General features: G+C 71.5%; 22 protein-coding genes. 12 read left to right on the top strand and 10 right to left on the bottom strand.

The features are described from left to right. Positions 1-54: 54 nt before the first annotated feature. From ACTWQI_RS07685 to ACTWQI_RS07670, 4 genes are read right to left on the bottom strand one after another with little or no spacing between them, the layout of a single operon-like run. Positions 55-744 (bottom strand): GTP-binding protein, encoded by a 690-nt coding sequence (locus tag ACTWQI_RS07685; protein WP_443268724.1) that lies wholly within the window; start codon positions 742-744, stop codon positions 55-57. Further along, positions 725-1141, bottom strand: a complete 417-nt coding sequence (locus ACTWQI_RS07680) for a DUF742 domain-containing protein (protein WP_443268723.1) — start codon at positions 1139-1141, stop codon at positions 725-727. Before ACTWQI_RS07680 ends, ACTWQI_RS07685 begins: the two co-directional genes overlap by 20 nt. Then, the gene (locus tag ACTWQI_RS07675; protein WP_443269330.1) at positions 1138-1695 is read right to left on the bottom strand and encodes a roadblock/LC7 domain-containing protein; all 558 of its coding nucleotides are present in this window, start codon (positions 1693-1695) and stop codon (positions 1138-1140) included. The genes ACTWQI_RS07680 and ACTWQI_RS07675 overlap by 4 nt, the downstream gene beginning before the upstream one ends. Positions 1696-1706: 11 nt before the next feature. Continuing rightward, positions 1707-5249, bottom strand: coding sequence for a nitrate- and nitrite sensing domain-containing protein (locus ACTWQI_RS07670; protein WP_443268721.1), 3543 nt, complete (start codon positions 5247-5249; stop codon positions 1707-1709). A 493-nt stretch (positions 5250-5742) separates the two neighbouring features. On the opposite strand from ACTWQI_RS07670, the gene ACTWQI_RS07665 reads away from it, so the two are divergent. Beyond that, positions 5743-6606, top strand: coding sequence for a hypothetical protein (locus tag ACTWQI_RS07665; protein WP_443268719.1), 864 nt, complete (start codon positions 5743-5745; stop codon positions 6604-6606). Between the two features lie 76 nt (positions 6607-6682). Here the strand turns inward: ACTWQI_RS07665 and ACTWQI_RS07660 are convergent, their stop codons facing one another. Both ACTWQI_RS07660 and ACTWQI_RS07655 read right to left on the bottom strand, forming a co-directional pair. After that, positions 6683-7648, bottom strand: a complete 966-nt coding sequence (locus ACTWQI_RS07660) for a fibronectin type III domain-containing protein (RefSeq protein WP_443268718.1) — start codon at positions 7646-7648, stop codon at positions 6683-6685. Positions 7649-7788: 140 nt separating this feature from the next. Then, positions 7789-8253, bottom strand: a complete 465-nt coding sequence (locus ACTWQI_RS07655; protein ID WP_443269329.1) for a MarR family winged helix-turn-helix transcriptional regulator — start codon at positions 8251-8253, stop codon at positions 7789-7791. A 200-nt stretch (positions 8254-8453) separates the two neighbouring features. Between ACTWQI_RS07655 and ACTWQI_RS07650 the strand changes: the two genes are divergently transcribed. Beyond that, positions 8454-9290, top strand: coding sequence for a lysozyme (locus ACTWQI_RS07650; RefSeq protein ID WP_443268716.1), 837 nt, complete (start codon positions 8454-8456; stop codon positions 9288-9290). Positions 9291-9394: 104 nt separating this feature from the next. On the opposite strand, the gene lon is transcribed toward ACTWQI_RS07650, so the two are convergent. After that, on the bottom strand, positions 9395-11809 hold the full coding sequence (gene lon / locus ACTWQI_RS07645; protein ID WP_443268714.1) for an endopeptidase La: 2415 nt from the start codon (positions 11807-11809) through the stop codon (positions 9395-9397). A gap of 581 nt (positions 11810-12390) precedes the next feature. Here lon and ACTWQI_RS07640 point away from each other — a divergent pair. The 8 genes from ACTWQI_RS07640 to ACTWQI_RS07605 all read left to right on the top strand — a co-directional run bounded on the left by ACTWQI_RS07640 (position 12391) and on the right by ACTWQI_RS07605 (position 22242). Beyond that, complete coding sequence (locus ACTWQI_RS07640) at positions 12391-12738, top strand: hypothetical protein (RefSeq protein ID WP_443268713.1); 348 nt, start codon at positions 12391-12393, stop codon at positions 12736-12738. A 206-nt stretch (positions 12739-12944) separates the two neighbouring features. Beyond that, on the top strand, positions 12945-13688 hold the full coding sequence (locus ACTWQI_RS07635; protein ID WP_443268711.1) for a spermidine synthase: 744 nt from the start codon (positions 12945-12947) through the stop codon (positions 13686-13688). 121 nt (positions 13689-13809) lie between these two features. Beyond that, a complete protein-coding gene (locus tag ACTWQI_RS07630) occupies positions 13810-14559 on the top strand; it encodes a response regulator transcription factor (RefSeq protein WP_443268709.1) in 750 nt (249 codons plus the stop codon). 77 nt (positions 14560-14636) lie between these two features. Then, positions 14637-15698, top strand: coding sequence for a HAMP domain-containing sensor histidine kinase (locus tag ACTWQI_RS07625; RefSeq protein ID WP_443269328.1), 1062 nt, complete (start codon positions 14637-14639; stop codon positions 15696-15698). 239 nt (positions 15699-15937) lie between these two features. After that, the gene (locus tag ACTWQI_RS07620) at positions 15938-19870 is read left to right on the top strand and encodes a multifunctional oxoglutarate decarboxylase/oxoglutarate dehydrogenase thiamine pyrophosphate-binding subunit/dihydrolipoyllysine-residue succinyltransferase subunit (protein WP_443268707.1); all 3933 of its coding nucleotides are present in this window, start codon (positions 15938-15940) and stop codon (positions 19868-19870) included. Positions 19871-20084: 214 nt separating this feature from the next. After that, positions 20085-20264: a DUF6104 family protein gene (locus ACTWQI_RS07615; RefSeq protein ID WP_443269327.1), complete on the top strand. Its 180-nt coding sequence runs from the start codon at positions 20085-20087 to the stop codon at positions 20262-20264. A gap of 127 nt (positions 20265-20391) precedes the next feature. Continuing rightward, positions 20392-21282: a DUF4097 family beta strand repeat-containing protein gene (locus ACTWQI_RS07610; RefSeq protein WP_443268705.1), complete on the top strand. Its 891-nt coding sequence runs from the start codon at positions 20392-20394 to the stop codon at positions 21280-21282. Next, the gene (locus ACTWQI_RS07605) at positions 21283-22242 is read left to right on the top strand and encodes a PadR family transcriptional regulator (RefSeq protein WP_443268703.1); all 960 of its coding nucleotides are present in this window, start codon (positions 21283-21285) and stop codon (positions 22240-22242) included. Positions 22243-22349: 107 nt separating this feature from the next. On the opposite strand, the gene ACTWQI_RS07600 is transcribed toward ACTWQI_RS07605, so the two are convergent. The 3 genes from ACTWQI_RS07600 to ACTWQI_RS07590 form a co-directional block, all read right to left on the bottom strand. Beyond that, the gene (locus ACTWQI_RS07600; protein ID WP_443268701.1) at positions 22350-22574 is read right to left on the bottom strand and encodes a hypothetical protein; all 225 of its coding nucleotides are present in this window, start codon (positions 22572-22574) and stop codon (positions 22350-22352) included. Between the two features lie 151 nt (positions 22575-22725). Next, positions 22726-23688 (bottom strand): zinc-binding dehydrogenase, encoded by a 963-nt coding sequence (locus tag ACTWQI_RS07595; protein WP_443268700.1) that lies wholly within the window; start codon positions 23686-23688, stop codon positions 22726-22728. Between the two features lie 148 nt (positions 23689-23836). Next, positions 23837-24511 carry an HAD family hydrolase gene (locus ACTWQI_RS07590; RefSeq protein WP_443268698.1) on the bottom strand — a complete coding sequence of 225 codons (675 nt, stop codon included), beginning with the start codon at positions 24509-24511 and terminating at the stop codon, positions 23837-23839. A 125-nt stretch (positions 24512-24636) separates the two neighbouring features. On the opposite strand from ACTWQI_RS07590, the gene ACTWQI_RS07585 reads away from it, so the two are divergent. Both ACTWQI_RS07585 and ACTWQI_RS07580 read left to right on the top strand, forming a co-directional pair. Continuing rightward, positions 24637-25854 (top strand): helix-turn-helix domain-containing protein, encoded by a 1218-nt coding sequence (locus ACTWQI_RS07585; RefSeq protein ID WP_443268696.1) that lies wholly within the window; start codon positions 24637-24639, stop codon positions 25852-25854. A 69-nt stretch (positions 25855-25923) separates the two neighbouring features. Continuing rightward, complete coding sequence (locus ACTWQI_RS07580) at positions 25924-26124, top strand: hypothetical protein (RefSeq protein ID WP_443268694.1); 201 nt, start codon at positions 25924-25926, stop codon at positions 26122-26124. Positions 26125-26462 lie beyond the last annotated feature (338 nt).

Below are 26462 nucleotides of genomic sequence, written 5' to 3'. Positions count from 1 at the left end.
GCAGAAACGGGAACGGCGAGTTCCTGGGCGGCCGTGCCGGCCGAGGCTGGGCAGTCACTCGGGCGTGACGTCAAGGGCATGGCCGACGAGGACCAGAAGGGTCTCGATGACCGAGACCCGCTTCAGCGCGCTCATGATCACGACGGGGATCTCCTCGGGTACGGACAGCGCATCGCGCACCTCTTCGGCCGCGTAGTCGTAGGTCCCCTCGAAGTGGTTGACCGCGACGATGTACGGCAGTCCGCTGCTCTCGAAGTAGTCGAGTGCCGGGAAGCAGTCCTCCAACCGCCGGGTGTCGGCCATCACGACGGCCCCGATCGCCCCCCGCACCACGTCGTCCCACATGAACCAGAAGCGCTGCTGGCCGGGCGTGCCGAAGAGATAGAGGACCAGGTCGGCATCGAGCGTGATCCGGCCGAAGTCCATGGCGACCGTGGTCGTCCGCTTGTCCGGAGTCGCCTCGATGTCATCGATGTCGGCCGCGGCCCGGGTCATCAGCGCCTCGGTGGTGAGGGGCCGGATCTCCGAGACCGAGCCGACGAAGGTCGTCTTGCCGACACCGAAGCCCCCCGCCACGACGATCTTCGTGGCCAGCGGGGCGCGCGTACGGTCGGTCTGCCAGCTCTGGAGGCTTTCTTCCGCGGCCCCGGTCGCCTCCGCGGTCGCCGCGTCGGCCTGGGCCGGGCCGCCCGCACGGGTACCGTCGCCCGCTGCGGCCGTGGTGTCAGAGCCTACGAAGTCCATCGAGCACCCTTTCGAGCAGCACGCGGTCCGGGTGGCCCACGCCGTGCCCGGTCCCGTAGACGCGGATCCTTCCCTGGTCCGCCAGGTCGCTGAGCAGCACGCGGACCACGCCCAGCGGCATCTTCAGCAGCGCCGCGATCTCCGCGACGGAGCGCATCCGGCGGCACAGCTCGACGATCGCCCGCAACTCCGGCATCACCCGGTCGGTCCAGTCGCCGGCGGTCAGCTCGGGCCGCTCCTCGGGAGCGTCGAGGGCGGCCACGAAGGTCTCGACGAGCAGGATGTGGGGGACGCGGGTACGGCCGCCGGTGAGCGAATAGGGCCGTACCCGAGCCGGTCTTCTGCGCGGGCCGGCGGGGCCGCCGCCCCGCACCGGCAGCTTGGGCTCGGAGCTCACTGGTCCCTCTCCATGGACTGGTGCAGTTCACTGCGGAGTTCGGCAGTGAGGACGTGGCCGGCCCGGCCGACGAACAGGGCCATGTGGTAGGCGACGACGCTCATGTCGCAGTCCGGCGCCGCCCGCACACCGAGCAGCGAGCCGTCACTGATCGACATGACGAAGAGAGTGCCCTGGTCCATGGCGACCATGGTCTGCTTCATCGCCCCGCCGTTCAGCAGGTCTGCGGCCCCGGTGGTGAGGGCGGCCAGACCGGAGACGATGGTGGCGAGTTCGGCACTCGAACCCCTCGGACTTTCCGCCTCCTTCGCCCGGCCGTCGGCCGGCGGGGAGTCACTCCGGTCCGGGGCGGCGTCCGCTGCGGCGTCGGAGGAGAGCAGGAGCAGCCCGTCGGAGGAGATCACGGCGACCGAGTCGACCCCGGGGACCTCCTTGACCAAGTTGTTCAGCAGCCACTGCAGATTACGGGCTTCGCTGCTCAGTCCATAGGTCGCCGTGCTCGTCCCACCTCCCGAGCCACTCGCGCCCGTGGTCTGCGGGTCCTGGCTGGGCATGGTATACGCGTTCAACCGCGTGCCTCCTCGACTGTGCCACCCTCGTCCAGCGCCCCCATCCGGTGCTCCCCGGTTCCTTCTGCGGACTCCTCGCCCGCGGCGATCTCGGCCTCGGCGTCGCGCCGTCCGGCGCGGGCTCCCTGCTGGAAGCCACCGAGCCGACGGCGCAGCTCCTCCGCGTCGACGCGTCCCGTCCGCTCGTGGGGGGCAGCGGTGGGCGCGACGACCTTCGGCGTCCGCTTGGGCAGCGGCTGCTCCTTGGGCATCGCGTGCTCTGTGGGCAGCGCGTGCTCCATGGACAGCGTGTGCTCCGTGGACAGCGCATGCGCTGTGGGCGGCTCCGGCGCCGCGACGCGTTCCCACCTCGGCGCGGTGCCGTCTGCGGAGGTCGGCGGATCCGTGGCCTCGGCCTGCGCGGCCGCGGCATCGGCCGGGCCACCCGCGTCCTCCCCTCGTGCGAGGGGTCCAGTGCCCTGGACGGTCCTGCCGTCAGGGTGCCCGACCACGAGGTCGGCATCCGACGGCTCCGGGTCGGCTGTCGCCGGGCGCGGCATCTGGGTGGGCTGGTCGCCGGTGCCGGTGCCGGGCCGCTCGTCTTCGGCGCGCGCGTGCTCGTCCTGGCCGATGGCGTACGGGCTGTCGGCGGCGGGCGCGACGGGCTGCTCCGGCGCCAGAGCCGACGTCGGGGCCGGGCCTTCGGCCCCGAGCGAGGTGTCGTGCGCTGTCGTCCAGGACTCGGCGGGTGCCACACCGCCGTCGTCGGGAGCCTCGGCGTCCTGGCCATCCGGGGTCTGGGCATCCGATGCCCCGCCCTGGGATGCGCCGCCTGGGGCAACTTCCCCTGGCTTCTCCCCCAGGTCCGCCTCCGCCCAGGCCGTTGAGCCCAGGGGGACCACCGCTGGTGGGGAAACCTGTCTGGCGGGGCTCTCGCCGTCCGACGGCGGAACGTCTGCTGGCGCGTCAGTCGGCTGCGCACCCGGCGTCGATGGGCCGCCGTCGCCGTCATGCGACACCGCCGTTCCGGGGGCGCTGTCGAGCTCGGCAGCGGCGACAGCGCGTTCGGCCGCCGAGACCAGCGGGTCCGCGTCCGCCGTACGAGGCGGCGGAACGAGGCCGACGTCGGCGGGCACAGCGGCATCGGCACCCATGCCGGCAGCGTCTTCACTGTCGGCACCCGTCTCGGCGCCGTCCTCGGCATCGGCACCCGTCTCGGGCGCGGCTTCCCTGTCGGCACCCGTCTCGCTGCCGTCTTCGATGTCGGTGTCAGGCTGGGACGTGGCGGGACTCTGCGGGTCGCGGGTCTGCTCGCCCGCCTCCTCGTGGGCCTGCCCGGGCGGGACCGCGGCCCCAGGAGACTCCGCCGGAGATTCCGGCTCGGCGGAGTCTCCGGCCCCGGACACTCGCGACTCCGGCTCCGACTGCGGTACGGCCGGTTCCAGGGTGCGGCGCGGAAGGGCATTGGAGTTGGCCTCCGCCTCCGAACCGGGAAGGCTGACCCTCCCCCGCGTGCCGCCGACGGTGCCCGCAGCCGTGGAGGCCCCCGCCGCGTACGGCGTTGTCGTTGCCGCCGCGGCCGTAGGTGCACCCTGCGGCGGCCGGGTCGGGAGGATCGACTTCGGGAGGACGACCACGGCGGTCACCCCGCCCTGCTTCTGCTCGCGCAGCTGTACCCGCAAACCGTGCCGCGCCGCGAGCCGGGCCACCACGTACAGGCCCAGGCCCAGCACGTTCTCCTCGTCGTCGGCTGAGCCCTCGTTCGGCTCCGCCAGGCGGGAGTTGAGCTCCTCCAGGCGGTGCGCCGTCATACCGATGCCCTCGTCCTGGACGGAGAGCATGACCTCGCCGCTCTCCAGCAGCCAGCCGGACACCTGCACGGTGGCATCCGGCGGTGAGAACCCAGCCGCATTCTCCAGCAGTTCGGCGACCAGGTGGCTGATCGCGTCCGCCGCGAAGCCGGCGACCCGCGCGTGCGGGGGCAGGGGCTGGATCTGCACCCGCTCGTAGTGTTCGGTCTCGCTGATGGCGGCGCGCAGCACGTCGAGCAGCGGAACCGGCTCGGCGTGCCCGCTGCCGTGTTCGGCGCCCGCGAGCACCAGCAGATTCTCGCTGTGCCGTCGCATGCGCGTGGCGAGGTGGTCGAGCTTGTAGAGCGTGTCCAGTTGGTCCGGGTCCTGCTCGCTCTCCTCCAGGTCCTCGATGACGGCGAGCTGTCGCTCGACGAGGCCCAGGGTGCGCAGGGCGAGGCTGACATACGTTCCGTGCACGCGGTCCTGGAGGCGGTCGAGGCGTTCGGCGAGCTCCTCCTTCGTGCGCTGCAGTTCCTGCCGTTCGTCCGCGAGCCGCTGCCGCTCGCCGATCAGCCGGGTGCGGTCGTCGCCGAGCTGCGCCACGCGCGCGTGCAGCCGTACCGCCGTCTCCCGCAGCTCGTTGACGGCCCGTACGGCGTCCGCGAACTCGTCGTCGCGGCCGGTGAAGCGGACCGGCTCCTCCGCCACCGGGTCGGCCGCGACCCGCTGTGCACCGAGCCGCAGCACGGCCAGCGGCCGGGTCATCGACCGGGCCGCCGTCATGCTGATGCCGACGGCCAGCAGCAGGCAGACGCCGGCCAGCGCGATCCGCAGCTCCAGCGCGGTGACGTCGTCGTCGCGGAGCTGGGCGAGGCGGGCAGTCTCGGCCGTGGTGAGGGCCGACTCGACAGCCCGCATCCGGTCGATCCGGCCGGACAGGGTCGCCTCCACCCGTTCCCGGTCGAGCGCGCGGTCCTCGGAGGAGAGCTGCGGCTGGTCGGTGAGGCGGGCGAGGAAGCGTTCAGCGGTGCTGATCTCGTTCCCGTTGACCGTGTTCGCGTAGCGGTCGGCGGCGGATTCCGGGGCCATCTGCTCGAACTCGGCGAGCGCCGCCCGCTCCTGCACGCGCCGGCGCTGGGCGGCATCGGTGAGCTGGGACTGGCTGTCGGTGCCGGAGAGCGCGCCGAGGAGCAGAGCGCGGGTGGCGGAGGCCTGTTCGACGGCCCGGCCGAGCGAGGGCAGCGCCTCCGCCGGGCCGTTGGACGCGCGGGGCGGGATCCGGCGGGCGAGGTCGGCCGAGACGGCGTGCAGCGCCTGCACCGCGTCGGTGTACGCGTTGAAGGTGGCGATAGCCTTGCCGTGGCCGGAGAGCGCCTCCTGCCGCATCGTGGGAAGACGGGCCAGAACGCGGCGCAGCGCTTCGGGGGCGTCGGCGCGGATCTCCGACACCTGCCGGTCGACGCGGCTGCGCCGGTTCTCGGAGACGCCCTTGACGCCGGAGGCGGCGTTCCGCCCCGCGGCCACGTACTCGGTCATGGTGTCGCGCTCGTCGGCGAGGGAGTGCGCGAGGAGGACGGCCTGGGCGTTCAGCTCGGACAGGGAGACGAGCCGTTGGGACTCCGTCAGGTCGGCGGAGGCGGCGGCGACGCCGGGTGCACCGGCTGCGACCACGGCCACAGCGACGACGGCGAGGTATCCGACCAGGCGGTTGCGGACGCGCGCCGGGCGCTGGGACAGCGGGGCGCCTGCCGAAGCCCGGGCCCCCACCACAGCGGTCCCCCTCGACCCGCTCGATCCGCGCTTGAGGCCCCGAAGCCGCATTCTCTGCACCGGTGCTCGCAATCTGCTCTCGTCTGCCGTGGACCGAGGTGACAACAGTTCACTCGGGCCAGCCGCGCGCGGGACGCCCTACGAGCCCCCCTCCGCAGTCGGTCCACATCGACCGCCCCATACCGGTCCGGGCAGGCTGCTCGTCGCCCGCTTGGTCACGTGAACGAGTGAACAGCAATGAGGAGTTGGCGAACAACTCCCGCGCCCGGACGGTGGCCCGGCGGCCGGACGAGGTGGGTGGAAAACACTCCGGGAGCCTGGCAGGATGCCCCGCCGACCGGTGCTCGGACGCGGTGAATCCGGCGGAATTCCGGCAGCGCGGACATCGATCGAACGTTTCTCGCCGCAGGTCAGAGGTGAGGCGACGGCACGCTCGCCGAGCGACGGAAGGACACCCGGCAACCGTCCGGCGTTCCGGCAGACTGGCCGCATGCGCATCGACCTCACGTCCGAACCCGGCGATCCCCGGCGCCCCAACGAGGACTACGTTTCCGTAGCCCTACCAGCGTCGGGGCAGGGTGGTGCGCTCGTGCTCCTCGACGGTGTGACCCCGCCGCCGGGGAATGCCGGCTGCGTCCACGGGGTGCCGTGGTTCATCGCCCGGCTCGGCGGTGCGATGCTCGAACTGTCCGGTTCACGGCGGGATCTGCCGCTGACGGATTGCCTCGCCGAGTCCATCCGGCGCACCGCGAACGCCCATCGGTCGACGTGTGACCTTTCTCACTCACGTACACCGCAGGCGACGGTGGTCGCCGCGCGGTGGGACGAGGTGTCGGTGGAGCATCTGGTGCTGTCGGACTCCGTGTTACTCCTGGCGGCGGCGGCCGGCCCGAACGGCATGGCAGGCGCGGTGACGGCGGTGCGCGACGACCGCCTCGACCACCTCCCGGCGGAGGTCCGTGCGCTGCGCGACACCGTGCGGGCCCTGCCGCGCGGCTCGGCCGAACGGGCCACCGCGGGGGCGGAGTACGGCCGGGCGGTGGAGGCCCTGCGCAACGTGGAGGGCGGCTTCTTCACGGCGGCTGCCGACCCCGCCGTGGCCCGGCGCTCCGTGACGGGCACCTGGACGCGGTCGGACGTACGGGCACTGGCCGCGCTGACGGACGGCGCGGCGCGCTGGGTCGAGGTCTTCGCGGAGGGCGACTGGTCCGACTGTTTCGCGATGCTCAGCAAGGAGGGCACGCGGGCGCTGGTCGCGCGGGTCCGGGCGGCGGAGGCGGCGGACCCGGAAGGCAGGACCTTCCCGCGCGGCAAGGCGTATGACGACGCGTCGGCGATTCTGGCTGAGTTCTGACGTCCGGACGTTCGGCGTCCGTCCCGACGTTGCGACGTCACCGCGTCCGTGGCGACGCCGCGCCGGGGGACGGGGATCAGGAGCGGCGGCCGGTCGTGGCGGTCCGCTCGGCGGAGAAGCTGCCCCAGTTCCCGTCGGGGAGCTTCGCCCGGATCTTCACGGTGTAGGTGGCGTCCGCCTTGTCGCCGACGTAGACGCTGTGCCTGGCCGGGCTCCCCGGCGCCTTGCCTCCCCAGACCAGGGTCGTGGCGAACCTGCCGTTGAGGTAGATCTGGTACTCCCTGACCTCACCGCCGGTCTTCGGTGGGATCCAGGACAGGTCGAGGTAGTGCCCGCCCGCCGCGGCGCGGGGCTTCACCCGGAAGCCGCTCGGTGCCGTCCCGGCGGCGCGCTCCGGTGCCGATGCCGTGGTGATGTCCACGGCGCGGCTCGGCGGGGAGAGGTTGTCCCCGGCGTCGCGGGCCTTGACGGTGAAGGTGTAGGCCGTGCCGGGCCGCAGCCCGGTGACCAGTGCTCTGGTCTCGCCGCCGCCCACGCTGTGGATCTTCGAGTCGCCCTGGTAGATGTCGTACGAGGCCACGCCCACGTCGTCCGTCGACTTGCGCCAGACGAGGGTCGCGGCACGGGCGCCTTCAGCCCGCCGTCGCAAGTCCCCGGGCCGGGTGGGCGGTTGGTGGTCCGCGGCGGTCGCCGGCCGCATGGTGACCGCCGTCTCCCTGCTCGGTGGCGAGAGATTGCCCGCGGCGTCCCGGGCCCGGACGGTGAACGTGTAGGCGGCCGAGGGCTTCAGTCCCGCGATGTCGACCATGTACTGCTCGCCCGGGACTTCCTTGACCTTCGTGCCTGCCTGGTACACCTCGTAACGGGAGACGCCCACGTTGTCGGTGGACCGGTTCCACATGACGTGCACGGAAGTGGAGCTGCCGGCATGGACCGTGACGCCGGCCGGCGCCGAAGGGGCCGTCGAGTCCTGGTCACCACAGGCGGTCACCATCAGGAGGGCGGCGGAGGTCAGCGCTGCGGGCCCGAGGATCCGTCTCATGGTCGCGCCTTCCTCCCCCAGCTACCGCTGGGAGGTGCCCCCATAACAGCAATGGTCTAGACATGTATGGCACAGGCGCCGGTTCACATCAAGAGACCCGGCACCGCTCCCGCCGCCGTGCGCGGGGAACCGCCTCTCCGTCACGTCCGCGCGCTCCGCAACCTCCCTGTCTCCTGTTCGTCCTGGAGCGTGTTCAACCGGTGGAGCAGCCGTGCCAGTTCGGCGATCTCCGCCCGGTCCCAGCCCTCCAGCTTGCGCACGTACTGCTCGCGGCGGGCGTTCCGTACCACCGAGAAGCGGCCGCGGCCCTCGTCCGTGAGGGCGACCAGCGACGCCCGTCCGTCGAAGGGGTCCGGCCGGCGGGCGATCAGGCCCAGCGCTTCCAGGGCTCGCAACTGACGGCTCATGGTCGCCTTGCCGACGCCGAAGTAGGCGGCGAGGTCCGTGGCCCGCTGCTCGCCGGCGTCCTCGAGCCGCAGGAGCAGTCCGTACGCCGCCGGTTCGAGGTCGGGGTGCACCGCCCGGGCCATCTCACCGGAGGAGGCACGGGCGCGGCGCAGGAAGACGGTCAACTCCCGTTCCAGCGCCAGAAATTCCTCGTCCACGCCGCTCACGCCGTTTCGCACCTTTCCTCGGCGGGGATTCAACTTTCAACGGCCGCTGTTTACCGCACCTCCGCCAGTATTTCGCAGGATTAGACCAACGGCAGCACTCCGCTTCCCTTCACCCGCACAAATGACGCGCGTAGCATTATTTCTGACATGGCCACAACAACCCCCACGTTCGAGGCCATCGGAGGCACTCCATGCCCGCGCTCCCATCCGCATCCGCACGCACCGTTCTCGTCCCCGTCCTCGTCCCCCTGTTCGCCCTCGTGATCGCCCTGCCCGCCACGGCGACCGCGGCCTCGGCCGCCGATCGCCCCGATCGTCACCCCGAACGCGACTGGATGGGCTCGACCATCCCGTTGCACGAGCCCGTCATCCCCGACGCCGTCCCTTCCCCCACACCGACTGCCAGCGTCGAGGGCGTCGACGTCAGCAGTCATCAGGGCAACGTCAACTGGTCCGCACTCTGGGCCCGTGGGGTGCGCTTCGCCTACGTCAAGGCGACCGAGGGCAACTTCTACCGCAACCCCTACTTCACCCAGCAGTACAACGGCTCGTACAACGTCGGCATGATCCGCGGGGCCTACCACTTCGCGACCCCCGACGACTCCAGCGGGGCCAACCAGGCCAACTACTTCATCGACCGCGGAGGGGGGTGGTCGAAGGACGGCAAGACGCTGCCGGGCGTGCTCGACATCGAGTACAACCCGTACGGCAGTACCTGCTACGGCAAGAGCAAGTCGGCGATGGTCGCCTGGATCCGCGACTTCCTCAACAGGTACAAGGCGCGGACCTCCCGCGACGCGGTGATCTACACGACCACCGGCTGGTGGAAGCAATGCACCGGGAACTACTCGGGCTTCGGGAGCAAGAACCCGCTCTGGATAGCCCGCTACGCCAGCACGCCCGGCCCGCTGCCGGCCGGCTGGGCGTACTACACCTTCTGGCAGTACACCTCGAGTGGACCGGTCGTGGGAGACCACAACAAGTTCAACGGGACGTACACCCGCCTCAAGGCGCTCGCCAACGGCTGATCCGGGCGGCCGCGACGGCTACCTGAGCGCGCGGCCCTCCCCGCGCGGGAGGGCCGTACGCCACCGTGCCCGGCGGGGCTGGCCCGCAGCAGCTGACGCCGCGCTCACGCCGCGACCGGAACCTCCGTGTCCGGCCGGCTGCGGGCGGGTTCCAGCGCCAGCTTGAGCACCTGCCGGACGTCGCTCACCGCTTGGACGTCCAGCCGCTCGAGCACCTCGGCCGGCACATCGTCCAGGTCGGCCTCGTTCCGCTTCGGAATCACGACCGTCGTGATACCGGCACGGCGGGCGGCGAGCAGCTTCTGCTTGACACCGCCGACGGGCAGCACGCGGCCGGTCAGCGACACCTCGCCGGTCATCGCCACATCCGCCCGCACCTGCCGGCCGGAGAGCAGCGAGGCGAGGGCGGTGGTCATGGTGATGCCCGCGCTCGGCCCGTCCTTGGGCACGGCACCGGCCGGGACGTGCAGGTGCACGCCCCGCTCCTTCAGGTCGCCGACGGGCAGTTCCAGTTCGGCGCCATGCGACCGGAGGAAGGAGAGCGCGATCTGCGCGGACTCCTTCATGACGTCACCGAGCTGGCCGGTGAGCTGCAACCCGCTGCCGCCGGTCTCCGGGTCGGCGAGCGACGCCTCGATGTACAGCACGTCGCCGCCCGCACCGGTGACCGCGAGTCCGGTCGCCACGCCCGGCACGGCGGTACGCCGCTCCTCCGGGTCCTGGGCCGACTCGGGCACGTGGTGCGGCCGCCCGATCCACTCCCGCAGCCCGTCCGGCCCGAGGGTCAACGGCAGCTCCCGCTTGCCGAGTTCGTGCTGGGCAGCGACCTTGCGGAGCAGCCGGGCGATGGACCGCTCCAGGTTCCGTACGCCCGCCTCGCGCGTGTACTCCCCGGCCAGCCGCCGCAGGGCGGCGTCCTCCAGGACCACCTCGCCGGGCTCGAGCCCCGCCCGCTCCAGCTCGCGCGGGAGCAGGTGATCGCGGGCGATGACGACCTTCTCGTCCTCGGTGTACCCATCGAGGCGGACGAGCTCCATCCGGTCGAGCAGCGCCTCCGGGATGGCCTCCAGGACATTGGCCGTCGCCAGGAAGACCACATCCGACAGATCCAGCTCCACCTCCAGGTAGTGGTCCCGGAAGGTGTGGTTCTGGGCGGGGTCGAGGACTTCGAGCAGCGCCGCTGCCGGGTCGCCGCGGAAGTCGGAGCCCACCTTGTCGATCTCGTCGAGCAGGACCACCGGATTCATGGATCCGGCCTCCTTGATGGCGCGGACGATCCGGCCGGGCAGCGCGCCGACGTACGTGCGCCGGTGGCCGCGGATCTCGGCCTCGTCCCGCACGCCACCGAGCGCGACCCGGACGAACTTCCGGCCCATCGCGCGGGCGACCGATTCCCCGAGCGAGGTCTTGCCGGTGCCGGGCGGACCGACGAGGGCGAGCACCGCGCCTCCCCGCCGGCCGCCGACGACGCCGAGGCCGCGGTCCAGCCGCCGCTTCCGTACGGCCAGGTACTCGGTGATCCGCTCCTTCACGTCGTCCAGACCGGCGTGGTCGGCGTCGAGCACGGCCTTCGCGCCCGGGATGTCGTATGCGTCCTCGGTCCGCACGTTCCAGGGCAACTCCAGGACGGTGTCCAGCCAGGTGCGGATCCAGCTGCCCTCGGGGTTTTGATCGGAGGACCGCTCCAGCTTGTCGACTTCCTTGAGCGCCGCTTCCCGTACCTTCTCCGGAAGATCGGCCGCCTCGACGCGGGCGCGGTAGTCGTCCGACTCGTCCCCGGGCTCCCCGTTGAGGTCGGCCAACTCCTTGCGGACCGCCTCCAGCTGACGGCGGAGCAGGAACTCCCGCTGCTGCTTGTCGACGCCCTCCTGGACGTCCTTCGCGATGGACTCGGCGACGTCCTGCTCGGCGAGGTGGTCGCTGAGCCACTGGGTGGCGAGCTTGAGCCGGGCGACGGGGTCGAGGGTCTCCAGGAGCCGGACGCGCTGCTCGACGGAGAGGAACGGGGAGTAGCCGGAGTTGTCCGCCAGCTGTCCGACGTCGTCGATCTGCTGGACCCGGTCCACGACCTGCCAGGCGCCGCGCTTGCGCAGCCAGCTGGTAGCGAGGGCCTTGTACTCCTTCATCAGCTCGGTGACCGAGCCGGGCAGCGGGTCGGGCGTCACCTCCTCGATCCGGACGCCCTCCACCCAGAGCGCGGCCCCAGGCCCGGTGGTGCCTGCCCCGATGCGCACCCGGCTCACGCCGCGGATGAGCGCGCCGGGATCGCCGTCGGAGAGCCGCCCCACCTGTTCGACGGTGCCGAGCGTGCCCACGGCCGCGTACGTCCCCTCGATCCGGGGCACGAGCAGCACGCGTGGCTTGCCGCCGCCCTTGGATCGGGCCGCGGCCTGCGCAGCCTCGACGGCGGCCCGCACCTCCGTGTCGGACAGATCCAGCGGCACCACCATCCCGGGGAGGACGACCTCGTCGTCGAGCGGCAGCGCGGGCAGGATGAGCGATGTGGACGTCGAAGCCATGATCTCCCCTTCGGCAGTCAAGTTGAGCGTTATTGACTCAATGCATCGGCCGCCTCGGGTGTTCCCCGGTGTGCGTTCGCTGTGAGCGATCACCCGTGAGCGCTGGTGGGCGACCGCCGGTCCCCGAGCCGTGAACCGGAGGCGGCAGCCGGAGCGATAGAGGGGCGTGAGACTGTTCCGGCCCGTGAGGGCAGAGACACCGCCGGGCGATGCGGAGCTGCTGCACGCCGTCGCGGCGGGCGACGCAGAGGCGTTGGGTGTGCTGTACGACCGGCATGCCGGCTGGCTGCCCGCCCGGCTCGCCCGGCGGTGCACCGACCCGGAGACCGTGCGCGAGGTCCTCCCGGCCACCGTGGCCACGCTGCTGACCGGCGCGGTCGTGGCCGCCTGGTGCGCGCACTGGCTGCTGGAGCAGCCGCAGTTCGGCCCCTCCACCCGGGTGACGGTCGTCGTGCCGGCGCCCCTGCTCGCGTCGGCGGCGATCGGCACGGGCCTGTACAGCCCCGCCGACGAGCTGGAACCGGACGGCCGTACGCCCGTGGTGGCCGCGCCACCTCGGGCACCTGGTCGCCCTTACCGCGGTGGCGGCCGCGCTGCTCGCCCTGTCTGTGCCCGGCCATCCGGAGACGTTCGGCGCCCCTGCCATGGTCCGGAACACCGTCGGGGTCACCGGGCTCACGGCCGGGAGTGCCGCACGGCTCGGCGCCCGGCTCAGCTGGCTCCCGGCGCTGGTGTACCTCGGGCCCGTCTACCTCACGGCGCCGCGGAAACCCGGCGGGCCGGCCGCCGTGTGGGCCTGGCCCATGCAGCCGGGCCCGCAGACCGCGGCGTGGTGGACGGCAGGCGCGATGTTCGCGGCCGGGGCGGCGCTGCTCGCGGTGCGCGGTCCGCGGCCGGAGGGCGCGGGCTCCCCGCACGCCTACTTCTGACGCACACCACAGCGGGAAGCCTCCCCACTCGCGCCGCACGGGCGCCGGTGGCGGGGCTCCCGCGCGAGGAACCCGGCACCGGCACAGCGAGCGTCCTTCGTCGCCGTCGCCCGTGGCCACGGGCTCTCTCGGGCGTGGCATGCGGCACGCCCTCGTTAACCTTGGCGGCGCAAAGACGCGTCGAGGATGAGGAGCCGGTCCCGCCCATGCCCCTGCCCAGCGAGCAGATCGCGCCGGTCACCCTGGACCGCCGCGAGGGCCCGTACGGCGAGGTCGTGCTGCGGCAGCGCGGCGAGCACTTCGAGATCATCGCCAACGGCTGTTTCCTCATGGACACTTCGGACGGGCGGTCCGAGCGGCTGCTGATCGACGCCGCACTGGCGGCGCTTCCGGCGGACCGCCCCTCCCCCGCCCTGCTGATCGGCGGCCTCGGCGTCGGATTCTCGCTCGCACACGCCGCCGCCGAGCCGCGCTGGGGACGAATCACCGTCGTCGAGCGCGAGCGGGCCGTCATCGACTGGCACCGCACCGGCCCGCTGGCGCGGCTGTCCGCCGCAGCGCTCGCCGACCCGCGGACCGAGATCGTCCACGCCGACCTGGTGGAGCACCTCCGCACCGCTCTCGATGGGGGCACTCCCCCAGCCGGCACTGCGGGTGCCCCCACCCACGCAGCCCACGCTGCGGGGGACTACGACGCGCTGTGCCTGGACATCGACAACGGCCCCGACTGGACGGTCACCGAGGACAACGAGAGCCTCTACGGGCCCGCCGGGCTCGCGGCCTGCCGCGCGCGGCTGGCCCTCGGCGGAGTGCTCGCCGTGTGGTCCGCGAGGCCGTCCACCGCCTTCGAGGAGGCATTGCGGAATGCCGGATTTGCCAATGTACGCACCGAAGAGATCATGGTTGCCCGAGGCGTCCCCGACGCCGTCCACCTCGCGGTTCGCCGCTGAGCAGCCTGCGTAGCCGAGGCACGCACCCTGCCCGTACGCTGCTCCGAGCAGCGACGTAAGGCGTGGAGGTACCCAGACCGCCATGCAAGACGCAGATCGCGGGGACATGCGGGGACGGACGATGGAGCAGACACAGAACGTAGCTGCGGGCAGCGCGGCGGCCACCCCCGGCGCCCAGCGCCGCGTGCTCGTGGTGGAGGACGACGCGACGATCGTCGACGCCATCGCGGTCCGGCTGCGCGCCGAGGGCTTCCAGGTGCAGACCGCCATGGACGGCCCCGCCGCCGTGGACACCGCGGAGGCCTGGCAGCCCGACCTGCTCGTCCTCGACGTGATGCTGCCAGGCTTCGACGGGCTCGAGGTCTGCCGCCGGGTGCAGGCCCAGCGGCCGGTCCCGGTGCTGATGCTGACCGCGCGCGACGACGAGACCGACATGCTGGTGGGCCTCGGGGTCGGCGCGGACGACTACATGACCAAGCCGTTCTCGATGCGCGAGCTGGCGGCCCGGGTTCATGTGCTGCTGCGCCGCGTGGAACGGGCGGCACAGGCCGCGACCACCCCGCGCACCGGCATCCTGCGCCTCGGCGAGCTGGAGATCGACCACGCGCAGCGACGGGTCCGGGTGCGCGGCGAGGACGTGCATCTGACGCCGACCGAGTTCGACCTGCTGGTCTGCCTGGCCAACACCCCGCGCGCGGTGCTCTCCCGCGAGCAGCTGCTCGCCGAGGTGTGGGACTGGGCGGACGCCTCGGGCACCCGCACCGTCGACAGCCACATCAAGGCACTGCGGCGCAAGATCGGCGCGGAGCGGATCCGTACCGTGCACGGGGTCGGCTACGCGCTCGAGACTCCGGCGGCCCCAGCGTCGTGAACCACCGGCGGCCCGAGCGGGGCAGACGTCCGGGGCCGTCCGCCGTTCGCGGTGTGTGGGACCGGCTCTGGGAGGCGATGCGGCCGCTCGACCCGTACCGCTCGGTCAAGGCAGCGCTCGGCGCGCTGGTCATCGTGTCGGTGACGATCACCACGCTGCTGGTGTTCGTGGCGATCCACACCGACACCGAGCTGCGGATCGTCACCATCTTCTCGATCATCGCCACGATGCTGATCACGCAGTTCGTGGCGCACGGCCTCACCTCCCCGCTCGACGAGATGAAGACCGTCGCCCGCGCGATGGCGAACGGCGACTACAGCCGGCGGGTGCGGGCCGAGCGCCGGGACGAGCTGGGCGACCTCGCCGCGACCTTCAACCACATGGCCGCCGATCTGGAGGCCGTCGACCGCCACCGCAAGGAGCTTGTGGCAAATGTCTCGCACGAGCTGCGCACGCCCATCGCGGGGCTGCGCGGAGTGCTGGAGAACGTCGTGGACGGGGTCTCGAAGGCCGATCCGGAGACGATGCGCACGGCGCTGCGGCAGACCGAGCGGCTCGGACGGCTGGTCGAGACCCTGCTCGACCTGTCCCGGCTGGACAACGGTGTCGTACCGCTGCGGGCCCGGCGCTTCGAGGTCTGGCCCTATCTGTCCGGGGTGCTGAGAGAGGCGAACATGGCGGCGGCCGCCGTCGGGCAGAACGGGCGCGGCGCCCGCGGCCGTACGGACGTCCATCTGCACCTCGATGTCTCGCCGCCGGAGCTCGCCGCGTACGCCGACGCCGAGCGGCTCCACCAGGTGGTGGCCAATCTGGTCGACAACGCGGTCAAGCACAGCCCGCCCCACGGACGCGTCACGCTCCGTGCCCGCCGCGGCGCCGGGGCGGGCAGCCTCGAGCTGGAGGTGCTGGACGAGGGCCCCGGCATCCCGGAGTCCGAGCGGCACCGCATCTTCGAGCGCTTCAACCGCGGCTGCGTGTCCACACCGCACGGGCCGGGCAGCGACGGCGGCACGGGACTCGGGCTGGCCATCGCACGCTGGGCGGTCGATCTGCACGGGGGCAGCATCGGTGTGGCCGAATCCGCCCGCGGGTGCCGGATCCGCGTCACTCTCCCGGGCCGAACCCAGGATCAGGGTTGACGTAGAGTCCGACCGGGCGTGGCAGTACTGGCGCGGGAACGGCCCGCGCCTGGGGTGGGGCGCATCCGCACAGGAGCGGAACCTCAGATATTTCCCGCCAGATTCCGCTCCGAAACCAGTCGATCAATGTGACGTGCATGACGACTGACCCGCCCGGACTGCAGATGACCGGGTAAGAGGCGTAGCCTTTATTTCCGCTGTCCACCACCTTAGGTAAGCGGAAGAGGGCGGTTGCCGCCGTGTCGCCACAGTCCCCCAACACCTCGAGTTCACCCAGCCTCCGGCCGGGTGGGGCCCCCACGACCGACGAAGACGGTCAGGGGAAGTCCCCCGCGGCCTCGTTCGGCCCCAATGAGTGGCTCGTCGACGAGATCTACCAGCAGTACCTCCAGGACCCGAACTCGGTCGACCGAGCCTGGTGGGACTTCTTCGCCGACTACAAGCCGGGCACGTCGGCGGCTGCGCCGCCGAAGGCCGGAACGGGGCCCGCAGGCGGCTCCGCCGCCGCGGCAGGGGCTGCGCAGCAGGCCGCACCCGGTGCGGGCGCGCCGACGCAGGCCGCTGCTCCGGCGACCGCAGGCGCACAGGCCCCGGCCGCCCAGCAAGCCCGCCCTGCCACCACGGCCCCGAGTGGTGCGGGCGCGGGGGCCGCACAGGCCGCGCCTGGTGCGCCCGCCGGTGCCACGACCGCGCCGAGCGCCGCCGCGGCCGCCCCGGCGAAGCCGGCCACCGCTCCGGCCAGGCCGGCGGCTGCTGCCGCCAAGGCAGCTGAGCCGGCGGCCCCCGCAGCGGGACCGGAGTTCGTACCGCTTCGTGGCCCCTCCGCGGCCGTCGCGAAGAACATGAGCGCCTCACTGGAGCTGCCGACGGCCACGTCCGTCCGCGCGGTGCCGGTGAAGCTGCTGTTCGACAACCGCATCGTCATCAACAACCACCTCAAGCGCGCTCGCGGCGGCAAGGTCTCCTTCACACACCTCATCGGCTACGCCATGGTGCAGGCGCTGAAGCTGATGCCGTCGATGAACTACTCCTTCGCGCAGAAGGACGGCAAGCCGACCCTCGTCAAGCCCGAGCATGTCAACCTCGGCCTGGCCATCGACCTGGTCAAGCCCAGCGGCGAGCGCCAGCTGGTCGTGGCCGCGATCAAGCAGGCCGAGACACTGAACTTCTTCGAGTTCTGGCAGGCCTACGAGGACATCGTCCGCCGCGCCCGCGCGAACAAGCTGACGATGGAGGACTTCACCGGCGTCACCGCGTCGCTGACCAACCCCGGCGGCATCGGCACTGTCCACTCCGTGCCGCGTCTGATGCCCGGCCAGGGCCTGATCATCGGCGTCGGCGCGATGGACTACCCGGCCGAGTTCCAGGGCACCTCCCAGGACGCCCTGAACAAGCTGGGCGTCTCCAAGGTCATGACGCTGACCAGCACCTACGACCACCGCGTGATCCAGGGCGCCGCCTCCGGCGAGTTCCTGCGGATCATGCACCAGCTGCTGCTCGGCGAGAACGACTTCTACGACGAGATCTTCGAGTCGCTGCGTATCCCGTACGAGCCGGTCCGCTGGCTGCGTGACATCGACGTCAGCCACGACGACGACGTCACCAAGGCCGCCCGCGTCTTCGACCTGATCCACTCCTACCGGGTCCGCGGCCACGTCATGGCGGACACCGACCCGCTGGAGTACAAGCAGCGCAAGCACCCCGACCTCGACATCATCGAGCACGGTCTGACCCTGTGGGACCTGGAGCGCGAGTTCGCCGTCGGCGGCTTCGCCGGCAAGTCGATGATGAAGCTGCGCGACATCCTCGGCGTGCTGCGCGACTCGTACTGCCGGACCACCGGCATCGAGTTCATGCACATCCAGGACCCGAAGCAGCGCAAGTGGATCCAGGACCGCGTCGAGCGCCCGCACTCCAAGCCGGAGCGCGAGGAGCAGCTGCGGATCCTGCGCCGCCTGAACGCCGCCGAGGCGTTCGAGACCTTCCTGCAGACGAAGTACGTCGGTCAGAAGCGCTTCTCGCTGGAGGGCGGCGAGTCCGTCATCCCGCTGCTCGACGCCGTCCTCGACTCGGCCGCGGAGTCGCGCCTGGACGAGGTCGTCATCGGCATGGCCCACCGCGGCCGGCTCAACGTCCTCGCCAATATCGTCGGCAAGTCGTACGCCCAGATCTTCCGCGAGTTCGAGGGCAACCTCGACCCGAAGTCGATGCACGGCTCCGGCGACGTGAAGTACCACCTGGGTGCCGAGGGCACCTTCACCGGCCTGGACGGCGAGCAGATCAAGGTATCGCTGACCGCCAACCCCTCCCACCTGGAGGCCGTCGACCCGATCGTCGAGGGTGTCGCCCGCGCCAAGCAGGACATCATCGGCAAGGCGGGCACGGACTTCACGGTCCTGCCGGTCCAGCTGCACGGCGACGCGGCCTTCGCGGGCCAGGGCGTCGTGGCCGAGACGCTGAACATGTCGCAGCTGCGCGGCTACCGCTGCGGCGGCACCGTGCACATCGTGATCAACAACCAGGTCGGCTTCACCGCCGCCCCGACCGCGTCCCGCTCCTCGATGTACGCCACCGACGTCGCGCGCATGATCGAAGCGCCGATCTTCCACGTCAACGGCGACGACCCAGAGGCCGTGGTCCGCGTCGCGCGGCTGGCCTTCGAGTTCCGCCAGGCCTTCAACAAGGACGTGGTCATCGACCTCATCTGCTACCGCCGCCGCGGTCACAACGAGGCCGACAACCCGTCCTTCACCCAGCCGCTGATGTACGACCTGATCGACAAGAAGCGCTCGGTGCGCAAGCTCTACACCGAGTCCCTCATCGGCCGGGGCGACATCACGCTGGAGGAGGCCGAGCAGGCCCTGCAGGACTTCCAGGGCCAGCTGGAGAAGGTCTTCACCGAAGTGCGCGACGCCACGTCACACCCGGCCCCCGCCCAGGTTCCCGAGCCGACGCCCGAGTTCCCGGTCGCCGTGCACACCGGGATCTCCGCCGAGGTCGTCAAGCGGATCGCCGCGTCGCAGGTCAACATCCCCGACCGGATCACCGTCCACCCGCGTCTGCTGCCGCAGCTGCAGCGCCGCGCGGCCATGGTCGAGGACGACTCGATCGACTGGGCGATGGGCGAGACGCTGGCGATCGGCTCCTTGCTGCTGGAGGGCACCCCGGTGCGGCTCGCCGGCCAGGACTCGCGGCGCGGCACCTTCGGCCAGCGGCACGCGGTGCTCGTCGACCGGCAGACCGGCGACGACTACACCCCGCTGCTCTACCTGTCCGAGGACCAGGGCCGGTTCAACGTCTACGACTCGCTGCTCAGCGAGTACGCGGCGATGGGCTTCGAGTACGGCTACTCGCTGGCCCGGCCGGACGCCCTGGTGATGTGGGAGGCCCAGTTCGGTGACTTCGTCAACGGCGCGCAGACCGTCGTGGACGAGTTCATCTCCTCCGCCGAGCAGAAGTGGGGCCAGACCTCCGGCGTCACCCTCCTCCTGCCGCACGGCTATGAGGGCCAGGGCCCGGACCACTCCTCGGCCCGTATCGAGCGGTTCCTCCAGGTGTGCGCCCAGAACAACATGACGGTCGCCATGCCGACGCTGCCGTCGAACTACTTCCACCTGCTGCGCTGGCAGGTCCACAACCCGCACCACAAGCCGCTGGTCGTCTTCACCCCGAAGTCGATGCTCCGGCTGAAGGCGGCGGCGTCGAAGACCGAGGAGTTCCTCGACGGCGGCTTCCGCCCGGTCATCAGCGACCCCGCGGTGGATTCCGGCGCGGTGGCTGCCGCAGGCGTCCGCAAGGTCGTCTTCTGCTCCGGCAAGGTCTACTACGACCTCGCCGCGGAGCGGGACCGACGCGGCGCCCGCGACACGGCAGTGATCCGGCTCGAGCGGCTCTACCCGCTGCCGGGCGTGGAGCTCCAGGCCGAGATCGCCAAGTACGCGAACACGGAGAAGTTCGTCTGGGCCCAGGAGGAGCCCGCCAACCAGGGTGCGTGGCCGTTCATCGCGCTCAACCTGATCGACCACCTCGAACTGGCGGTCGGCGCCGACATCCCCCACGCGGAGCGGCTGCGCCGGGTCTCCCGGCCGCACTCCTCCTCCCCCGCGGTGGGCTCGGCGAAGCGCCACCAGGCGGAGCAGCAGGCGCTGGTCAGCGAGGTCTTCGACATCTGACCCGCGGCTGTCGCACCGATCGCGACAGACGCCAGGGCCCGGCTCCGCACACGCGGGCCGGGCCCTGCGACGTCGGGCCCGCGTCGAGCGCCCCGCCGGGCCCGGCTCCTCACCGCTGGCCATGGATCTCCGGGGTCCCTCCATCGGGCCCGAGATGGCGGTCATGGCGCGCATACCCTTAGACCGGAAGACACCACTGGACCTGGAGCACCCCTTGTACTTCACCGACCGCGGCATCGAGGAGCTGGAGAAGCGACGCGGCGAGGAAGAGATCACCTTCGAGTGGCTCGCCGAGCAGCTGCGGACGTTCGTCGATCTCAACCCGGACTTCGAGGTGCCCGTCGAGCGGCTGGCGACCTGGCTGGCGCGCCTCGACGACGAGGACGACATGTAACGGGTGAGCCGGCGCAGGCCGCACGAGCGCCCGGCGTCGGCACTTCTTGACTTCCGCCATCCGCGATATATCGTGTCTAGAGAAGACGCGATATATTGCGTACGCGTCCACGCCGAGGAGGTCAGGGATGTCAGCCCGGTCCGAGTGGTCAGTCGACGAGCCGCAGAAGCTCACCCTCGAGGAGCCCGTCACCGCCGTGCAGGTGCGCACGGTCGGCGGCACGGTCAACGTCGTCGGTACCGAGTCGGGTGGCCCCGCCCGGCTCGAGATCAGCGAGCTACACGGCCCACCGCTCACCGTCACCCACAAGAACGGGACGCTGACCGTCGCGTACGACGACCTGCCCTGGAAGGGCTTCCTCAAGTGGTTCGACCGCAAGGGCCGGAACCGCAGCGCCGTCGTCTCCCTGACCGTTCCCGCCGACACCCGTGTCGAGGTCGGCGTCGTCGGCGCCGGTGCCGTCGTCTCCGGGATCTCCGGCCGTACGGACCTGCGCGGCGTCTCCGGCGACAGCACACTCCTGGGCCTGACCGGCGCCGTCCGCGCGGACACCGTTTCCGGGCGCGTCGAGGCCCAGGCGGTCACCGGCGGCCTGCGCTTCAACTCCGTCTCCGGCGACCTCACCGTCGTCGAGGGTGCGGGCTCCGCGGTGCGCGCCGAGTCGGTCAGCGGCAATGTCGTCCTCGATCTCGCCCCCACGGACGCGGGCACCGACATCAACCTCACCACGGTCTCCGGCGAGATCGCGATCCGGCTGCCACACCCCGCCGATGCCCGGGTCGAGGCGAACACCACCAGCGGCCCGGTCTCCTGCGCCTTCGACGATCTGCGGGTCACCGGCCAGTGGGGCGCCAAGAAGATCACCGGCACGCTCGGGGCCGGCACCGGACGGCTCAAGGCGACGACCGTCTCGGGCGCCATCGCACTCCTGCGCCGCCCGCCCACCGACGACACACCGCAGGACGTCCCCGCCGACAAGGCCCCTCAGGCCCACACGGCCGACAAGAAGGTGCTCTGAATGCCTCCCGTCTTCGCTCACGGCCGACTGCGGCTCTACCTCCTCAAGCTGCTCGACGAGGCGCCGCGCCACGGCTACGAGGTGATCCGCCTCCTCGAGGAGCGCTTCCAGGGCCTCTACGCTCCGTCCGCCGGCACCGTCTACCCCCGCCTCGCCAAGCTCGAAGCCGAGGGCCTGGTCACCCACGCCACGGAGGGCGGCCGCAAGGTCTACTCGATCACCGACGCCGGCCTGGCCGAACTCGCCGATCGTCAGGGCGAGCTCGCCGAGCTGGAGCAGGAGATCCGCGAGTCGGTCTCCGAACTGGCCGCCGAGATCCGCGAGGACGTCCGCGGATCGGCGAGCGACCTCCGCCGTGAGATGCGCGCCGCCGCCCGGGAGGCCCGTACGGCCCACGTCGGAAAGGACGACTGGGAGGGCGACAAGGAGGCCTGGCGCCGGGCGAAGGAGGAGATGCGCCGCGCGAAGGAGGAGTGGAAGGAGCAGGCCCGCCGGGCGAAGGAGGAGAGCCGCCGGGCCCGGCAGGAGGCGCAACAGGCGCGCAAGCAGGCAGCCCAGGGCTACGCGGAGGAGGTCCAGCGGATCGCCCGTCACGTGCAGGACCAGGTGCAGTCGCGCGCGAACGCGGGCGACTGGCAAAGCGCGCTCCACGACGGAATGACCGAACTCGCCCGGCAGATGGGCGATCTCGGCAAGCTCGCCGGTCCGACGACGGCCTGGCCCCCGTACGTGAAGCCGGAACCCGCCGACGTCGGGCAGCCGGAGTGGGCCGAGGACCCGGGAGTCCCCTCCGCCGACCCCGCCAGGGATCTGGAGCGGCTGCTCGACCGCTTCCGCGACGACGTCCGTGACGCCGCCCGCGACCACGGGGTGAGCGCGGAGCAGCTGCGGGAGGCCCGCCGCCATCTCTCGACGGCGGCGGCTCACCTCGGCGCCCTGCTCCGCGCCCCGAAGCCCTGAAGCACCGTTGCCGGAACCCCAACCGCCCGCCCCACGCCCCTGGACCGGTGGCCGATGCCGCAAGTCCGCGCCCCGCCTCGCGCGACGCGGTCAGCACCCGCCCGGTGTCACTTCCATGTGTAGCGGTCACCGAACAGGAGGGTGTGCTCCAGCACATCCTCCATCGGGTCGTCGACCTGACCGGTGTTGATCAGCCCCACCCGGGGACCGTTGTGCGCGTGCGTGGGCGTCTCGTCGGCCTGCGCGGTCCCCATCGGCCACGCGCCGGCGACCACCGTCGCCACCAGCCCGATCACACCTCGCGCCAGCGCCCTGCGCTGCGTACGGTTCATCGCATGTCCCCTCTGCCTCATCGGTGGCCTGACGGCCCGTTCGCCTGCTCATCCGATGGGCACACCGAGAAGTCACGGAAGACCATCCGCCCGGTGTCAACGGTCGCGCGCCCGGTCGCCCGATCGGGCACACCTCCACGCTGTGAGCCGGTCACACGGTCAGGACGACCTTCCCGAAGAGGTCGCCCTCGGCCATCTTCGCGAAGCCCTCACGCGCCCGGTCCAGCGGCAGCACGGTGTCAATCACGGGCCGTACGCCGGTCGCCGCGCAGAAGCTGAGCAGGTCCTCCAGCTCGTCCTTGCTGCCCATCGTCGACCCGACGACTTTCAGCTCCAGGAAGAAGATCCGGTTGAGCTCGGTCGCCTTGGGGTTGGGTCCTGACGTGGCACCGGAGATCACCAGAGTGCCGCCGGGCCTCAGGGACTTGACGGAGTGCGACCAGGTGGCGGCGCCCACGGTCTCGATCACGGCGTCCACCCGCTGCGGCAGCCGCGCCCCCGGCTCGTACGCCTCGACCGCGCCCAGGTCGACGGCGCGCTTGCGCTTGGCCTCGTCGCGGCTGGTGGCGTACATCCGTAGGCCGGCCGCCTTGCCGAGGACGATCGCGGCCGTGGCGACCCCGCCGCCCGCGCCCTGCACGAGGACACTGTCGCCGGGGCGTACGCCCGCGTTGGTGAACAGCATCCGGTACGCCGTCAGCCAGGCGGTCGGAAGACAGGCCGCCTCCTCGAAGGACAGCTCCTTCGGTTTGGGCAGCAGGTTCCAGGCCGGGACGGCGACCTGCTCCGCGAAGGTGCCCTGGTAACGCTCGGTCAGGATGGACCGCGGCTCGTCCGGGCCGACGCCGTGCCCGGTCTGGCCGATGACGGAGTGGATGACGACCTCATTGCCGTCCTCGTCGATCCCGGCGGCGTCGCAGCCGAGAATCATGGGGAGCGCTTCCTCCCCGAGGCCGACCCCGCGCAGCGACCACAGGTCGTGGTGGTTGAGCGAGGCGGCCTTGACGTTGACGATCGCCCAGCCGGGGCGGGGCTCGGGGGCCGGGCGGTCCCCCAGTTCGAGGCCGCTGAGCGGCTGGTCACGGTCGATGCGGGCGGCGTAGGCAGCGAACATGATCCCGAGACTATGACTTAGGCAGGACGCGGCGGAACCACACACCGGTGTGAGCCGCGCCGCGGTGGCCCACACCGGTGACGTTGATCGGGCCGCGGCGGATCGGTGCCCGCGGCACCACTTCCATGCCCAGGCGCATCCAGTGCTCTCAACCGGTCAGCAGGCGGACCAGGCTCGCCGTATCGGTCAGATCGGGAAGTACGACGGCGGCGCCGACCTCTTCAAGCTGCTGTTCGCTGCTCCGCCCGGTGGCGACGGCCACCACCCGGACATCCGTATCCTGTCCGGCGCGGACGTCGGACGGGGTGTCGCCCACGAGAACCGCATCGGCCGCCGGTACGCCGGACCGTTCAAGGGCCATCCGCAGCAACTCGGCGCGCTGGTCGGCGTCTTCCCCGTAGGCGCCCACCGTCAGGTCTATGTACCGGTCGAGGCCGAACGCCGTGAGCTTGACCTCACCGACCGCCCGGATATTGCCGGTCGCCACAGTCTGTGCGACGCCGGGAAACTGGGCCAGCGCGGCCAAGATCGAGGCTGCCCCCGGCAATGCATGTCCCTGCTCGCGGAGTTCCGCAATCCGGCGCAGATGGCCCTCGGCGAGCGCCTTCGCGAACGCCTCGAAATCGTCGCGGCCGGTATCGAGTCCGTGCAGCTTCGCCGTCTCCCGGAAGATGACCGGATCGGTGAGTCCGTCAATCCTGGCCTGTAGCTCCATCGTCCGCCCAGTCACCTGGTGGAACGCCTCGGCGAACAGAGTTCGCCCCACACCGCGTGTATCCACCAGCGTGTGATCGATGTCCCACAGCACGAGCCGCTTGGCCATGTCCGCTCCCGGAGTCGACGCGAGGACCACCCAGCCTGTCACACGGCTCGCCGAAGCAGTGACCCGCTGTCGAGCAGCCATCTACGCTGGGGAGTCAAACATCAGCTTGTCGACGGAGGCTGGCCATGGAGGCTCAGGACTTGCCCATCGGCGGCAGAATCCGCCACCACCGCCAGGCCCAGCACCGCCGCCAAGACGTCATCGCTGGTCTGGTCGGCATCACCCCCGACTACCTGTCGCAGATCGAACGGGGCATCAAGGTCCCGACCCTGCCTGTCCTGCATGCCATCGCCCGGGAGCTCGGCGTGCCGACCGCCGCCCTGCTCACCGAGAGGGCCGGTACAGCCGCGACGCCCCCTGAGACCACCGCGCAAGCCATCACCCAGGCGCTGATGGGCTATGGCCCGCCGCACAGCAACCCCGTGACTCCGCCCCACTTACTGCGGGAGCGCGTCGAGCAGGCGTGGTACGTCTGGCAGACCTCACCAACCCGGTTCACCGACGCTGCGGCCGTGCTGCCCCATTTGATCGCCGACGTCGAGCACGCCGTACGGGTCCGCCGCACAGGCACCGACGCCACCGCCCACCGGGAAACCCTGCGCGTGGCCGCTGACCTGTACTTCCTGCTGCGCTCCTACCTGCGCCGCACCGGCCGCCTCGATCTGTCCCTGATGGCAGCAGACCGCGCGGCACGCGCCGCAGAGGACGCTGACGACCCGCTGCGCATCGCGGCTGCAAGCTGGAATCTCGGTCACGTGCTGCTCTCCACGCAGGCGGCGGACGGAGCCGAAGAGGTCGCCGTACGGGGAATCGAGCGGCTGCGCCCGCAGATCCGGCAAGGAGAGCCGGACTACCCGGACCACGCCGCAATGGCGGGCGCCCTCCAATTGGTGGCCGTGGTCGCTGCCGCCCGCCGACGGGACTGGTGGACAGCCCGCGATCGGCTGTCGAGGTACGCGCGACCCGCTGCCCGTCGGGCCGGGGAAGGCAACGTCATGTGGACCGTGTTCGGTCCCACCAATGTGGAGCTTCACCAAGTCAGCATCGAGATGGAGGCCGGTGAAGCAAGTGAAGCCCTCCGCTTGGCGGACGCCGTGGACACGGGCCGTCTGCCGTCGCTGGAGCGGTCGTTCACGTTCACCCTCGAAGTGGCGCGCTGCTACGACCTGCGCCGCGCGGACGCCGCGGTGCTGCTGCACCTGCTGGAGCTGGAGCAGCTGGCTCCCGAAGACCTCGCACGCGCGCCGATGGCACGGGATTTGGTACTCGGCCTGGTCCGCCGTGCCCGGGCGATGCACGCGCGGCAGGCCGAGGCGCTTGCCGAACGGATGGGTGTGCTCTGACCCGAGCTGACGGTTCGGGTGAACCGTCAGCTCGGGTCAGCGCTGCTCACCGGGCCTACGGTCCCGGTCATGAGCAGCAGTCCGAAGACCGCAATGGCACCGCCGGTTCACCTCACGCCGCCCGCGGAGCAGCCCGATCCGGTGCCCGGGTGCGACGTGTGTGCCGCCCTGGACAGGCAGAGGCGCGAGGCCGCAGTCCAGGGCGACCACTCGCAGGCGACGGACTGCAACGTTGAGATCCGGCGCCACCCCCATGGGGGGCGCAAGTGAGCGGACAGCGGCGGCCCATGCTCACTCTGCGCGTCTCGCGCAACAGCGGGCGCACATGGGAACCAGAGATCATCGTGCGCGGCACAGACGACCTCGCGCCGCTACGCACCTCCACATGGCCGCCCTGCCAATGCCCGAAATGCCGACGCGGCGACCGCCCACAGCGGGGGTGACGGAGCAACCCCCAGCCCCTCAAGGCCCGCGATCCCCCCGGGGCTGCCGGTGACTGGGCGCCGTCCTTTCCGAGCCGCGGAGCCGCGGTACATGAAGGGACGCCGGACGCGTCGCTGGCCGGGCAGATACGGGCTGTGGGTCCTCCCGGGGGTGAGTAACAACCC

The sequence above is a fragment of the Streptomyces sp. KR80 genome (assembly GCF_052245555.1).
Taxonomy (GTDB): Bacteria; Actinomycetota; Actinomycetes; order Streptomycetales; family Streptomycetaceae; genus Streptomyces.
This window is presented reverse-complemented; position numbering and strand designations above follow the sequence as displayed.

What these genes read in the sequence shown, in the direction of transcription:
- ACTWQI_RS07610 (WP_443268705.1), top strand. Translation starts at nt 20,392, where the DNA reads ATGTCAGCCCGGTCCGAGTGGTCAGTCGACGAGCCGCAGAAGCTCACC.
- ACTWQI_RS07665 (WP_443268719.1), top strand. Translation starts at nt 5,743, where the DNA reads ATGCGCATCGACCTCACGTCCGAACCCGGCGATCCCCGGCGCCCCAAC.
- ACTWQI_RS07605 (WP_443268703.1), top strand. Translation starts at nt 21,283, where the DNA reads ATGCCTCCCGTCTTCGCTCACGGCCGACTGCGGCTCTACCTCCTCAAG.
- ACTWQI_RS07675 (WP_443269330.1), bottom strand. Translation starts at nt 1,695, where the DNA reads ATGCCCAGCCAGGACCCGCAGACCACGGGCGCGAGTGGCTCGGGAGGT.
- ACTWQI_RS07630 (WP_443268709.1), top strand. Translation starts at nt 13,810, where the DNA reads ATGGAGCAGACACAGAACGTAGCTGCGGGCAGCGCGGCGGCCACCCCC.
- ACTWQI_RS07660 (WP_443268718.1), bottom strand. Translation starts at nt 7,648, where the DNA reads ATGAGACGGATCCTCGGGCCCGCAGCGCTGACCTCCGCCGCCCTCCTG.
- ACTWQI_RS07580 (WP_443268694.1), top strand. Translation starts at nt 25,924, where the DNA reads ATGAGCAGCAGTCCGAAGACCGCAATGGCACCGCCGGTTCACCTCACG.
- ACTWQI_RS07685 (WP_443268724.1), bottom strand. Translation starts at nt 744, where the DNA reads ATGGACTTCGTAGGCTCTGACACCACGGCCGCAGCGGGCGACGGTACC.
- ACTWQI_RS07590 (WP_443268698.1), bottom strand. Translation starts at nt 24,511, where the DNA reads ATGGCCAAGCGGCTCGTGCTGTGGGACATCGATCACACGCTGGTGGAT.
- ACTWQI_RS07585 (WP_443268696.1), top strand. Translation starts at nt 24,637, where the DNA reads ATGGAGGCTCAGGACTTGCCCATCGGCGGCAGAATCCGCCACCACCGC.
- lon (WP_443268714.1), bottom strand. Translation starts at nt 11,809, where the DNA reads ATGGCTTCGACGTCCACATCGCTCATCCTGCCCGCGCTGCCGCTCGAC.
- ACTWQI_RS07595 (WP_443268700.1), bottom strand. Translation starts at nt 23,688, where the DNA reads ATGTTCGCTGCCTACGCCGCCCGCATCGACCGTGACCAGCCGCTCAGC.
- ACTWQI_RS07600 (WP_443268701.1), bottom strand. Translation starts at nt 22,574, where the DNA reads ATGAACCGTACGCAGCGCAGGGCGCTGGCGCGAGGTGTGATCGGGCTG.
- ACTWQI_RS07635 (WP_443268711.1), top strand. Translation starts at nt 12,945, where the DNA reads ATGCCCCTGCCCAGCGAGCAGATCGCGCCGGTCACCCTGGACCGCCGC.
- ACTWQI_RS07625 (WP_443269328.1), top strand. Translation starts at nt 14,637, where the DNA reads ATGCGGCCGCTCGACCCGTACCGCTCGGTCAAGGCAGCGCTCGGCGCG.
- ACTWQI_RS07650 (WP_443268716.1), top strand. Translation starts at nt 8,454, where the DNA reads ATGCCCGCGCTCCCATCCGCATCCGCACGCACCGTTCTCGTCCCCGTC.